Annotated in this window: 11 protein-coding genes; 7 read left to right on the top strand and 4 right to left on the bottom strand. The window is 42.4% G+C overall.

The window, feature by feature from the left end:
- The first annotated feature begins 139 nt into the window (after positions 1-139).
- From ACESMA_RS01925 to ACESMA_RS01955, 7 genes are all read left to right on the top strand, one after another.
- Entirely contained in the window at positions 140-3,157 is a 3,018-nt protein-coding gene (locus tag ACESMA_RS01925) for an FAD-dependent oxidoreductase (RefSeq protein WP_372947067.1), read from the top strand.
- The gene (locus ACESMA_RS01930; RefSeq protein WP_372947068.1) at positions 3,157-3,990 is read left to right on the top strand and encodes an alpha/beta fold hydrolase; all 834 of its coding nucleotides are present in this window, start codon (positions 3,157-3,159) and stop codon (positions 3,988-3,990) included. Before ACESMA_RS01925 ends, ACESMA_RS01930 begins: the two co-directional genes overlap by 1 nt.
- 307 nt (positions 3,991-4,297) lie before the next feature.
- Positions 4,298-5,023, top strand: coding sequence for a hypothetical protein (locus ACESMA_RS01935; protein ID WP_372947069.1), 726 nt, complete (start codon positions 4,298-4,300; stop codon positions 5,021-5,023).
- A gap of 2 nt (positions 5,024-5,025) precedes the next feature.
- Positions 5,026-5,268 (top strand): outer membrane beta-barrel protein, encoded by a 243-nt coding sequence (locus ACESMA_RS01940; RefSeq protein ID WP_372947107.1) that lies wholly within the window; start codon positions 5,026-5,028, stop codon positions 5,266-5,268.
- A 135-nt stretch (positions 5,269-5,403) separates the two neighbouring features.
- Entirely contained in the window at positions 5,404-5,655 is a 252-nt protein-coding gene (locus tag ACESMA_RS01945) for a DUF6364 family protein (RefSeq protein ID WP_372947070.1), read from the top strand.
- A complete protein-coding gene (locus ACESMA_RS01950; RefSeq protein ID WP_372947071.1) occupies positions 5,652-6,068 on the top strand; it encodes a type II toxin-antitoxin system VapC family toxin in 417 nt (138 codons plus the stop codon). Before ACESMA_RS01945 ends, ACESMA_RS01950 begins: the two co-directional genes overlap by 4 nt.
- Positions 6,069-6,626: 558 nt before the next feature.
- On the top strand, positions 6,627-7,175 hold the full coding sequence (locus ACESMA_RS01955) for a hypothetical protein (RefSeq protein ID WP_372947072.1): 549 nt from the start codon (positions 6,627-6,629) through the stop codon (positions 7,173-7,175).
- Positions 7,176-7,318: 143 nt separating this feature from the next.
- Here the strand turns inward: ACESMA_RS01955 and ACESMA_RS01960 are convergent, their stop codons facing one another.
- From ACESMA_RS01960 to ACESMA_RS01975, 4 genes are all read right to left on the bottom strand, one after another.
- Entirely contained in the window at positions 7,319-7,840 is a 522-nt protein-coding gene (locus tag ACESMA_RS01960; protein ID WP_372947073.1) for a DedA family protein, read from the bottom strand.
- A 242-nt stretch (positions 7,841-8,082) separates the two neighbouring features.
- Complete coding sequence (glmS, locus tag ACESMA_RS01965; protein ID WP_372947074.1) at positions 8,083-9,921, bottom strand: glutamine--fructose-6-phosphate transaminase (isomerizing); 1,839 nt, start codon at positions 9,919-9,921, stop codon at positions 8,083-8,085.
- 172 nt (positions 9,922-10,093) lie between these two features.
- The gene (locus ACESMA_RS01970) at positions 10,094-12,121 is read right to left on the bottom strand and encodes a DUF4954 family protein (protein WP_372947075.1); all 2,028 of its coding nucleotides are present in this window, start codon (positions 12,119-12,121) and stop codon (positions 10,094-10,096) included.
- 201 nt (positions 12,122-12,322) lie between these two features.
- Positions 12,323-13,315 carry a PAS domain-containing protein gene (locus ACESMA_RS01975; RefSeq protein WP_372947076.1) on the bottom strand — a complete coding sequence of 331 codons (993 nt, stop codon included), beginning with the start codon at positions 13,313-13,315 and terminating at the stop codon, positions 12,323-12,325.
- Positions 13,316-13,330 lie beyond the last annotated feature (15 nt).

The following is a 13,330-nucleotide window of genomic DNA, read 5'->3' on the forward strand; positions in this document are numbered from 1 at the left end:
GGCTAAAGCTCCGGTGTAAAAAAAAAATTATTTTGAACCGCGTCTCAGGTTCTGGCATTTTACACCGCGGCTTTAGCCCGGTGACTACCAAAATTAGAGATAAAAACAGCTTCAGCCATTAACAGATAAAATACAAATCATGATGAAACGACGCAACTTTATAAAAACCACAGCAGCAGGTTCAACATTTTTGATGACCTCCGGCGCGTTTGCCTTTGGAAATTCAGTCAGTCAAAACAACTATAAATATGGTTTTCAATCGGAACGCAGAATTCCAGTAGCCTACGATGTGGATGTGTTGATAGTTGGTGGATCTTCCGCCGCAGTGGCAGCGGCCACGGCAGCCGCAAAACAGGGGGCTTCGGTTTTTCTGGCTGCGCCGAATCCCTATTTGGGGGAAGATATTTGCGGAACCTATCGGCTTTGGGCTGAACATGAAAAAGCAACCGCCACTGAGCTGGGCGAAAAAATATTCGGTGCCGGGTTACCCACACCCATGCACGTTAAAAAAACACTCGACAACGAACTTATTGAAAACGAGGTGGACTTCCTTTATTCAAGTTATGTCACCGATTTAGTGCATGACAGTGAAGGCCACCCGGCCGGAGTAATTATTTCAAACCGTTCGGGCCGTCAGGCGATTAAGGCTAAAGTAGTTATTGACGCAACTCCGCGCGGACTGGTTACGCGTATGGCCGGAGCTGATTTTTCTGAATATCCGGCAGGGAAACAGGAGTTTCGCTACATTGTGGTTGGAAATCAACCCAAAACCATTCCTGGTGCTAAAGTAAGAAAGCTTCCTGAACCGGTTGTTTTTAAGGATAAAACCTACGAAGCGCTGGAATATACCTTGTTGCTGGATATGCAAAACGATTCATGGGAATCGTTTTGCAAGGCAGAACATGAAGCGCGCGACCTGATCTGGGACCCCGGACAAGTGGATGCCGGCGACCTGCTTTTCCAGGTACCGCCTGATTTCATTACCGGAAAGGAAAAGTGGAACCAACCGGCTTTGGATGAAGCACGCATCAAAATCGGTTCGTTCCAGCCAAAAAATACCGAACGGCTATTTGTGCTAAGCGGAATTGCGGATGTGCACCGGGATGCTGTTTCTGAACTTTTACAACCCGGTTTGCTCATTCACATGGGAGAACGAATTGGCCGGGCAGCAGCAGAAATGGCCGAAAGCATTGTTCTTGCAAAAGAATTCCATGTTAAAGGTATTATTGAAGGAGAGTCTTTTCCCGGTGATGTGGGTGAAATTCTGGAAGGACTGCGACCCTCGTTTAATCTCGGTGATTTACCGTCGGAAGAAACCACACTTCCTGTTCTGGGAAGTTTCGATGTGGTGGTGCTGGGCGGAGGAACTGCCGGAGCGCCGGCTGGTGTGGGAGCATCACGGCACGGAGCCAAAACACTGGTGCTGGAATACCTGCACGGACTGGGCGGTATGGGAACCATGGGAATGATTGGACGCTACTGGGACGGATACCGCGAAGGTTACACGCTGGAGGTGGACTGGGGAGTTCGTGCCACCGGCGGCGACCATCCCCGTCAGAAAGAACGGCTCGACGAGTGGGTTTTCGACTGGAAAACTGAATATTATCGGCGGGAAATTCGCGATTCAGGCGGTGAAATATGGTTTGGCGTACTCGGTATCGGCGCTTATGTGCACGAAGGAACCGTAAAAGGAGTGGTGGTTGCAACACCTGCCGGAAAAGGGATTGTACTGGGCCACACGGTTATCGACTCTACCGGAAGCGCCGACATTGCCATTGCAGCAGGCGCAGCCTACGAATATACCGATGGATTGTCGGTGGCTGTTCAGGGGGCCGGAATGCCTTTTAAAAACCCAAACGACCATTACAACAATACCGACTGGACTTTTACCAGCGATACAGATATGCTCGATGTGTGGCGTACCTTTATTGTTGCCAAAGATAAATTTGCAAACGAGTACGATTTGGGCAAACTTCCGCAAACCCGCGAGCGCCGCAGAATGATCGGTGATTATACGGTTTCGGTGCTGGATGTTTACAACCAACGAACCTATCCCGATACGTTCTCCATTCACCAGAGTTCGTTTGATACACACGGGTACACCGAAGACCCGTTCTTTTCACTCAGGTGGCCCGATGAAAGAACCAAACACATTACGGCACTGGTGCCTTTTCGTGCTTTGTTGCCCAAAGGTCTCGAAGGAATTGCCGTCACCGGTTTGGGCGCCAGTGCCCACCGCGATGCCATGCCGGTAATCCGCATGCAGCCCTGCCTGCAAAACCAGGGATTCTCCATGGGTTGGGCGGCTGCGTTGGCTGCCGACAATAACCAAATGATCAGGCACATCGATTTGAAATGGCTGCAAAAACAACTGGTGGAAATAAAAAGCCTGCCCGAGGGTGCGGATAATTACACCGATAATTATCCTCCTTCCATGGAACAAATTCAGGATGCCGCCAAAAAAGTAGTGAATGATCTCGAAGGGCTTGAAATCCTTTTGTGGGATAAAGAAAGAGCCATTCCTGTTATGGAAGATTTTTTCCATTTGAGCCAAAACAAAGAACACAGACTGGTTTATGCCCGGATACTTGGAATGCTGGGTAACCCTGCCGGTTGGAAAGAACTGATTGATGCCATCGATGCATACGATGAGTGGGACGAAGGCTGGAACTTCAGGGGAATGGGACAGTTCGGAAGAAGCCTGAGTTACCTCGACAGCCTGATTATTGCACTCGGGCGGACCCAAAAAGTGGAAGCCGTTCCCTCCATTGTAAGGCTGGCAGGTATGCTTACTCCGGAAAGTGAATTTTCACATTTTCATGCCGTAGCCATTGCCCTCGAAACCATCGCCAGCAGGGAAGGTTCCGAAGTATTATTCCGATTGCTGAACATGGACGGAGTGCGGGGACATGCCATGACTGATATTGAAACCGCAAAAAGACTTGCTCCGGCCGATCGGAATGACACCTCCACCCGGAACAACTCGCTGCGGGAGCTTATGCTGGGCCGGGCGCTTTTCAGGGTTGGCGACCTGAACGGCCTTGGCAGGGAAATTCTCGATACCTATTCCAAAGACCTGCGCGGACACTACTACCGCCATGCCAGCGGGGTGCTGAAACTGTTTTCTGATCAAAAAGAAGTGGAGGTGGAATTGTAATGAAAACAGAAACGATTACAACAAAATACGGACAAATTGAATATGCTGTAAAAGGAAATGGAAAACCAGTATTGTTTTTGCATGGCGGTCACTCAAACTGTCGGGAGACTCTTTTTCATAAAGGATTCGACCCAGCCAGATTTCAATTGATTACGCCTTCGCGCCCGGGATATGGCAATACTCCTTTACTAAACAATAATTCACCCAAAGAGGCTGCGGAACTGATAATTTCCCTGGCAGAACAATTAGGGCTAAATAAGTTTATTGTTTATGCTGTTTCGGCAGGCGGATTAACAGGAATTGAAATGGCTGGTAATTACCCGGAAAGAGTGGAAAAACTGATTTTAGCTTCTGCCGTAACAAAAAAATGGTTGGATAAAAACGGAAAGATTTACAAAACAGCTAAAATGCTGTTTAATCCAAAAACAGAAAGTTTTGTATGGGGAATGATGCGGTTTTTTTCAGGAATATTTCCAGGTGCGATTGCCAGTAATTTTTACCCGCAGTTTTCGAAAAAAAGACCACACAAACTGGCAAAAAGTGACATAAAAGAATTGATAACCACATTTAAACATTACCATTCAAAATCTGGTTTTATGTGCGATATTGAACATGATATTGAGGGAGATTTAATTTCAAAAATTAAATGCCCGACACTGATTATTCACAGCAAAAACGATAACAGCGTTTCATTTGAACATGCTGAATATGCAAGCACGATGATTAAAAATTCCAAACTCATTGAATTGGATAACGAATGGGGGCACATGTTTTGGATTGGAAGTGACTCCACCAGGCCAATAAAAGAAACCATTAAATTTATTGAACAGTAAACTTTATGCACATATCCGGGCAAATGGCCGCTAAACCAGCTCGCCACAAATTGTTCTTTTCTCCTGGGTCGCCAAACCACCAACTAATCAAAAAATCTGTTTGTTCTTGTTTTTCCCCGCGGCAATTCCTAATTTAGCTCCCGTAATTTTTAAAAAAAGGAAAAAACCAAAAGTCTATGTTGAAATCCGAACAGAGGAACTCACAGGAAAAAATTTTCAGCCTTTTTAAAAGTTCAGAAAGCGAGGGATTTTCCATCCTTTTAAAAACATGGGTCAATGCGCACCAACCGTTAAAAAAGTCAGAATTATGAATCGTATTTTAATTTTAAAAACGCTGATTCTTTTGCTATCAGTTAATGCATTTGGCCAGCTTCGATACGATAACTACGACAATGTAATTTCCTTTTCGTACATCTACTCGCTAATCGATAGTTTAAAAGCAGAGAATAAAATAAATACCCTGCAACTTCCTGCTTTTAATAACGATTCTCTTTTTTGGGTTAATAACATAAAATATTTGAATCCGGAAAACGAAAAGCGTAATCCAAACTTAACAAGAGTGGGTGGCTTTGCGAAAGACACGATAATTAATTTCTTTGAAGTTGCCACTAAAATTAAAATAAAGGAAGGAAATATTTGGCTATACAAAATAACTTCACCAACTGCTTTCGGCCTTGGAGTTTTTCTAAATAACTTAGATTTTAAAACCGGGGACTATTTGTGTGCGCATTCAAATTTTCATGACTCCATTGGTGGACCTTACCTTTTTCGGCAACCAGAAGTTCACACAGGCAATTTTGTTGAAGAAACGGCAAAGGCTTTACCAATTATACATAAAAGAGGATTTCCTTTAAACATTTTTGGAAACGAAATGTATATTGAGGTATTTTCTCCCCGAGAATCTATTCTGGAATCTGGATTGAAAATTACAAATTGGTCATATGATTATCCTACAAATTACAACTTGTCCGATGCCCCTGATTGGGTGAGAAAAAAATATCCGGAAATTAATTTTGATTATTATAAAAGATAAGTATTTATAACTGGGAAAAAGAAACTTCTGAAAGAAAAACTTTCAAAAACCAGTTTGGAAAGGATAGCAACTGGAAAAGACCGGATTATGGGTTACAGGCCGGGGCCGGGGTGGAAATTCAAAATATTGTTTTAAAACTGCATTACAGTTACGGGTTGGCAAATATTTCGCAAATGAATTCAATTACAGCTAAAAACAGGGCAATTGGATTGACGCTGGGCTATAAGTTTTTCACAAAGGATTAAGATACAGCACCAATGGAAATTACTAAATGTATGCTTCGCAACTTGCACCAAACATCAGCGGTATTTAGGGAGATCAAAAATATTGCAAGTGACGTATTGAATTATTATATTTGTACGTAATATAATTTTCAGATTATGGAAACCAAATTAACTTTAAGATTAAATGACAATGTTATTGAAAGAGCTAAAATTTATGCCCGAAGTCATAAAATCAGCCTTTCAAAAATGATTGAATCTTATCTTGACAGCATAACAAAACAAAATGAAAAGGAGAAAAAATTCTCCATTACTCCTCTTGTTGAGAGTTTAAGCGGTGTGATTGATTTGCCTGCTGATTTTGATTACAAAAAAGAGTATCGTGACTATTTGGAAGAAAAGTACAAATGAAAAAATTATTCGTTGATACAAACATTGTGATTGATTTATTATCAAGGAGAGAACCATTTTTTGAAAAAGCAGCAACTCTGTTTTCACTGGCAGACAAAAAACAAATTGAATTATCTGTATCATCTTTAACTTTTGCCAATACCAGTTATGCGTTATTGAGACAAATGGATTCGAACAAAGCGAAATCAATATTAAGAAAACTCAGATTGATAATGACAATTTTACCGTTAGATGATAAAATTGTTGGATTAGCTTTGAACGACGATACATTCTCAGATTTTGAGGATGGACTTCAATATTTTACAGCCATTGAAAACGGACAGGAATTGATTATTACCAGGAATTTAAAAGATTTTAAAGGTTCAAAAATTCCGGTAATGACCGCTAAACAATTTATTGAAACTATTGATTAAGGCCGGTTGCCAATAAAAGGACTCTGAGCGGCGTGCAGCACCCAGCGATGAGTCCTTTTTATTATAACCAAAGTTTGACAAATTATTTTAATTCCGATTATTTTGACCGTTTTGACGACTCCGCAAGAAAACATTATGGATTTTCACTTTCGGTAGGATTAAAATATAGATTTTGGGGTTGAAAGGAACCGTTCTCTCCGAAAAAGAACGGTTCCCTTTAGAAAACACAGAGTTTCTTGCCAAAGTCATGCCCATGCCGTGGGGACGTCAGAAACGCCAAACAATATCATGCCCATGGCGTTGGCGGATATTGTGGCACAGCAAGTTAGCTGTTTTTAGGTTTTTCATGCTCCGGCGAAAAAAACCAGGGTGTTTCTGTTGTGCCGATGTGTTTTTTTAGCAAAAGATTACTATTTTTAAAACCTAAAAACCAAAACATGAACCTTTCCAACAAATATTGTTCAGTGGATTCGAAAAATATGAACAGACAAAAAAGTTGGGTGTAATTGAAGAAAGACAATGCAAGCAACATATTGATAAATCATATAAAATATTCTTATGGATATCGAGACTTCAAAAGTATTCATTGAAAATTGGCCCAATAATCCATGGTATAATGAATGGATACCAATTTCCATTGCTATTATAGCATTAATAACATCGTTTATTTCTCTTTATTGGACAAGACAAGAATTTATAAAAAGCAGTAGGCCATATGTCTGGGCTTCTAACTATGGAGTAATTGATGCTGAGAAAAAAACAATTATTCCAATTCCTTTTCGGATTGGCTTTAGAGTTAAAAATACTCCAGCAAGGATAATTAGTCTCAATGTAGAAGTTAATTATAAATCTGATAAATTATTTACTCATACATTAAATAATATTGTTAGATTTCCAGATGAGTCTTCTGAATGGTCTTTTTCAATTGGGAAAAATGATTTCGATAAAATTATGAGCCGACCAGATTCTGAAAAACCTAATTTGACCAGAACCATAATAATAGAATATTCTTCTTTGGGTGGTGGCAAAGTATATCGATATGAATTACAACAAAAATATGAACCGACTGATAATCAATGGAGAGACACATTTGAAAAAGCAGATTAAAAAAACAACTACACCCAATCGAATAGCCCGCCCCACCAGCAAACGCTGGCAGGGAGCACCTCTCTCACCAATCCGGTTACTCGGGACGGTTCGCCAAGTCGTCAGGAATACCCGAGGGACAATTTTCGCAAAACTCCATCCGGTTAAAAAATTAAACTCAGTGCCAAGTATTTCAGAAACAGTCCGAGTACACTGAAAATAACAAAATCTTTAAACCGGTATTTTAATAACCCCGCTGCCAGGGCAATTACGGGCGACGATAACGGGAAAAAATTGAACACAAAAATGGTGAGGTTTCCGTACTTCTGAATGTACCGTTCAGCTTTCATAATTCGTTTTTCGCCCACCAGCCTGGTTAGCGATTGCAGGCTGAAAAACAGCCCGATAATATAATCGATAAACTGTGCCGTTACTGCTGTAACAATGGCAACCCAAATCAATTCCGTTTCGCGGTAATAGGAAAGGTAATAGACAAAAGCCATTTCAACCGGCATGAGAAGAAAAAACAGGTAACCCGAAAAGTGAACCAATCCGAAGGAAGTGAGGCTTTGAGTGCGACCTTCGTACAACTCGCGGCCAATGGTAAACGAAAAAATGGCAATGGCAACAGCAGATGCAATTACAATGTACAGGGCTTTATTCAGTTTTATTTTACCTAATCCCATTTACTTCATTTTCACACGGTTTTGAATTCAATGGCCAAATAGTGGTTAAAACTAATTTTTTGTGAAAGGTAATAAAAATCTAATCGACAACTGTTTGGTTTTATTCGTTTACCACCGCTTGGGGGAAGGTGAACCGGAAAATCAAATAATTCCCTGAATTTGTTTTGCAAAAGCAGAAATTACACGCTTCGACTACGTTCCGGGTGGCATCCAGGAAAAAAAATCAATACGCCAACTTCCGGTTATTCCACGGTAACCGATTTGGCCAGGTTCCGGGGCTGATCAACGTTGCAACCCCGCAAAACGGCAATGTGGTAAGCCAGCAGTTGCAGCGGGATTACAGCAAGCAATGGCGCCAGCGCCGGGTGCGAACGCGGAATTTCGATAATATCGTTTGCCAGTTCTTTCAATCCGTCATCCCCTTCGCTAACAATGGCAATTACATTTCCCATCCGGGCTTTTACCTCCTGAATGTTGCTCACAATTTTCTCGTACCAGACATCGCGGGGCGCCACCACCACAACAGGCAGGTTGTCGTCCACCAGGGCAATAGGTCCGTGTTTCATTTCGCCGGCAGCGTAACCTTCAGCATGAATATATGAAATCTCCTTCAGCTTCAACGCCCCTTCCAGCGCCACCGGGAACAAATACCCGCGGCCCAGATAGAGCGCATTTACAGCATCTTTATACTTTTCGGCCACTTTTTTTATCTGTTCGTTGTTTTGAAGAATCGTCCTTCCTTTTTCCGGAATTTCAGCCAGTTCTTTTACCAGCTCGCTGTACTCGGCGGAAGAAATGGTGCCTTTTGTTTTGGCCAGTTTGAGGGCAAAAAGAGTTAAAACTGTTACCTGGGCGGTAAATGCTTTGGTTGAAGCCACACCAACTTCAACGCCTGCATGGGTATAAACTCCCGCTTCGGTTTCGCGCGACAAAGTGGAACCCACCACGTTGCAAATTCCCAAAACCAGTGCGCCCTTTTCCCGGGCCAGCCGCAAAGCAGCCAGCGTGTCGGCTGTTTCGCCACTCTGGCTGATTAGCAACACCACATCCTTTTTTCCCAGCACCGGTTTTCGGTAACGAAACTCTGAGGCGTATTCTACCTCCACAGGAATTTGCGCAAATTCTTCCAGCATGTATTCGGCAATCAGGGCTGCATGCCACGAAGTTCCGCACCCGATAATCACAATCCGTTCGGCTTCTGCCACACGGGGAAAAACATGAAGCAGCCCGCCCAGCACGATGTCGGAATATTCAGGTTTTAAACGGCCTTTAAACGTTTCTTCAATGGTTTGCGGTTGCTCATAAATTTCCTTCAGCATAAAATGTTCGAAATCGCCTTTTTCCATCTCCCCAATTTTCATATCAAGATTTGAAATGGTGAGCGAAACCGGACTGTTTTCAATATTTTTCAGGGTAAAATTATTTTTCTGAAGTATGGCCATGTCATTGTCGTTCAGGTAAACCACATGGCTGGTAAATTCGGCAATGGGCGAAGCATCGCTGGCCACAAAATATTCTCCGTTTCCAAGCCCCACCACCAGCGGACTTCCTTTGCGGGCAACAATCAGTTTATCTTTTTCATCGCGGCACAACACGGCAATTCCGTAAGCGCCAACTACTTTCGAAAGGGCCAGTTGAACAGCCATTTCTGCCGAAACTTCCTCGTTCTGGTTATAAAAATATTCTATCAGGTTGGCCAGCACTTCGGTATCAGTTTCACTGGAAAACTGAAATCCATGTGTTATCAAATCGGTTTTTAACTGCATGTAGTTTTCAATGATTCCATTGTGAACAATCGAAAAATGCCCGTTCATAGACTGGTGAGGATGGGCATTTGCATCGCTGGGTTCGCCATGGGTAGCCCAGCGCGTGTGGCCAATTCCAACGTTTCCGCCGGCATTTTCACCAGCCACAAAATTTTCCAATCCGACAACTTTGCCCATTTTTTTAAACACGTTGAGGCTGCCGTTAAGCAAAGCCACGCCTGCCGAGTCGTATCCGCGGTATTCCAGTTTTTTCAATCCGCTAATCAGAATGGGGTATGCTTCTTTGTTTCCAATGTATCCTACTATTCCACACATATGAGTTGAATGTTAAAAGTTTAAAGTTTCAAGTTCCAGGTTTCAGGTTTCAGGTTTCAGGTTTCCCCGCTGCGCGGGATTAGTTCGCCCAACAATATTTGGTTCGTTGACCTCCCAAATATTGGGGCTCACTGAACGGGTTCCGGGTTCCGAGTTCGGAAAAAATATTGTATTAATTTACTGTAACCGGTGAACTTTTTGTTTGTTTCATTCGCTGAATGAGTTCGTTGCCAAGCGCTTCCTTATTTTGCATGTGCACCTGAATGGCTTTTACCGTATCATTTTTTTCGAATTCGCCCCGAACCTGGGCAAAATCCAGCTCACGGGCGCCATTCTCCCCGTCAACGCCAAACCCGGTCATTTTGGCCATGGAAAATTCTTTTTTGGCATCTTCATATAATAACCGGTCAATTCCGAGCACACTCTCCTTCCATTTTTCAACAACAACAATCACATCCTGTGTGGTAAATTGGCTGATGCTTTTCCCATAAAATTCGCCAACCACATCGGCGGCCCAAGTCCATTCGTAATTGTAATAATTTTTATGAAGGGCAACCAAACCTGCATTCACCTCTTCAAGTGTGGTCATTTCACCGTTTTCAACCGATTTAAGCAAATTATCCAGCGCTTCAAACGGACAAATCAAACCCGATAAATCAACCCAACTCCCTTTTCCCAGTGAAGTATCCGGTTTTAATGTTTTCCATATATCATGGTCGGAAGTATAATTTTTTCCCTGTAAACGGGTAATGAGTGAATTGCCCAGAAATTTCCAGATGGCCATTTCATACAACTGAATGCCACGGTCGAGCGCCCGTTTTTCAATTTTCATTTTATCGTAACTGTATTCGCTGGCAAATTCGCCTGAAGATTTGCGAATATCGATAAGCTTTTTTCTGCCATTTAACATGCGATGGACGGTGTAGGGACTCAGCAGGTTAAAATTAATCAGGTCGAGCAGGTTGGAGTCCGTCCGGTTATCGCGCCGGGGCCATTTTTGCGAATCGCGCACCGTTCCAATACTTTTTAGATTGATGCCCGGCACCAGAATACTTTCGTCTTTGCTTTCAATCAGGTACGAAAACGGAAAATCTGCCGTGTCGCAATGTTTGTAATGGCGGCCCATTACCAGCGAAAAAGCACCGATGTGCGAAGGCCAAAGCAAATACGAATCGCTGGTTGTTTTAGCACCGCGTTCCATAATTCCCTGATGAATGGGGCCCAGTTTATACAAATGGTTGCTTTGGTTTGACCCGCTTCCCGCGTTGAGAAACGAAAACATTCCGGCAATAAGCAACGTGGATTTATGATGCGTAACCGTGTAAGGTCCGGCAAAAACAGAGCAGGCCTCGCCATGAAATCCCTGGCAATTGGCAAAAAATAAAGAGTTGACAGCAGAGTAATGCTTGTCGAGAACACACCCCTGCCCTACAAAACTTTTGGAAATAAGTGTTGCGTCGGTAATTCGTGTACCCGAGCAAACAATAAAGTCGTCCATAATTACTCCTTCCCCAATAACCACGGGGGCTTCGCGGGTGCTGTTAATGCTTCCGTTCTGAAGTTTTTTGGTACCGTCAATCGTGGTGGCAGGCCCTATTTTTACATTCAAAACCGTATTACAATTCAAAATTTTGGTGTGTGCGCCAATCGTTCCCTGACTGCTTTTTACTTTTTCGGTATAATCCTTCACCATATTTTTCAGGGCATCAATCAGGTTGGGACGGTGGCGGTAAAGCGCCAGCATATAAGCCACATGCGTTGACAAATAGTCGTACATGGGAATGGCACGTCCTCCACCCTCATTTATCGCTTCTACCATCACACCGTTACCAAAGGTTGCCTCACCGTCAACGGCAATGGTTGTTACATTATGAATAACAACCCCCTCTTCAATAATATAGTTGGCAATGTAACTGCGTACGTTGTGTATCAATGCATTTCTTCCCACTTCACAATTGTGAAGCCATGCGTTGTAAATGCCGGTATGAAAAGTAATTCCACCAACAAGTTTCACCGAATGTTGAAAGCTGTTTAACCGGATATGGCCGGTAAATTTTACATTCTCAACGTGATCGGGACTAAAATCGGAAGATACTTTTACAAGGTTCCAGTCGGTGGATGAACATCCCTGGTAAACCAGTTGCCCTATTTCGTCGTCGTGCAAGGGCCGGTAAAAATCGTTTTTTGATGTTGGAGTCATGTTATCTGTTTTTGTGCAGTCAAATATAAGACAACTTCATCTTTAAACAAACTTCCTAAACTTAACAAAAACCTGATTCAGCAAATAATAAACCTAACATATAAAATTTATATTGTTATTTTTAAACTATTTATATAAAATAATTATATATCAAAAAATATGGATTTTAATCAGAATTCCTTAATATATCCCAATTCTTCATCAGATTTCTGCCAGGTAATTAACCAAGCGGGTATCGTGCGCAATTTTTAGTTTTTTACGCAACCTGACACGGGTAACTTCCACGCTTTGCGGAGTAAGATTATTTAATCCGGCAATTTGTTTACTGGTGAGGCCCAGTTTCAGGCAGGCACAAAGTTTTTTATCCTTTGAGGTAAGTTTCGGGTGTTTCAGCAAAAGGCGGGTCATAAAACCAGGATGCAGCTTTTCCAACTGAATTTCAACCATATTCCAGTCAACCGGCTCATTCCTGGTGTTTTCCAATAGATATAGCAACTTTTGTATTTTTTCAGATCCATTTTTGAGATTATCTTCAGAAATGGTTTTCAATTGCTGAGTCAACTTTGCAATAAGCTCATTTTTCTGGGATAGTTGCAGAAGAAATGTTACCAGTTCGCGTTCCTTAATTTCCAGCTCCGATTTGAGTCTTTCCCGGTGCCGGTTTTCCAATTCTTTTCCCGTTGAAAGATCATTGATTCTTCCCAAAGCATTTTTGAGTTTGGTAATATCCTGAACAGAACCCCGGATGCCGAGATAACGGCCTTCCCGGTTGTAAACACCACGCACAGTAAATAAACACCAACGCATCTGGCGGGTTCGTGTCATTATTCGAAATTCGAGGGAAGGATTAATAAGATCCTGACTCAATGCGTTGTGCAGAAATCCTTCAAACTTTTCGCGGTCAGCCACATAAACCAGCAATTCAGAAAGAGATGGAGACTCCAAAACCTGATTGGCAGTATATCCAGTCAGATCAATACAGGAAGGTGAACAGTAATTTATTTTTCCGGATGGATCGAACCACAATTCCCAGCCAAAGGTAAAATCGGCAACCAGTTGGTAAAACAGCCTTTTTTCCTGTTCGCGGTTAAAAAGTTCGGTTTTTTCTTCCAGTTCAAACTTTAATTCAGAAATCTGAGTTTCCAGTTGTTTTATCCGACCATCAATATTATTACTTTTATCCCCGGACTCCATTCCATTCTTTCAAAT

This window comes from Mariniphaga sp. (assembly GCF_041687215.1).
Lineage (GTDB): Bacteria > Bacteroidota > Bacteroidia > Bacteroidales > Prolixibacteraceae > Mariniphaga.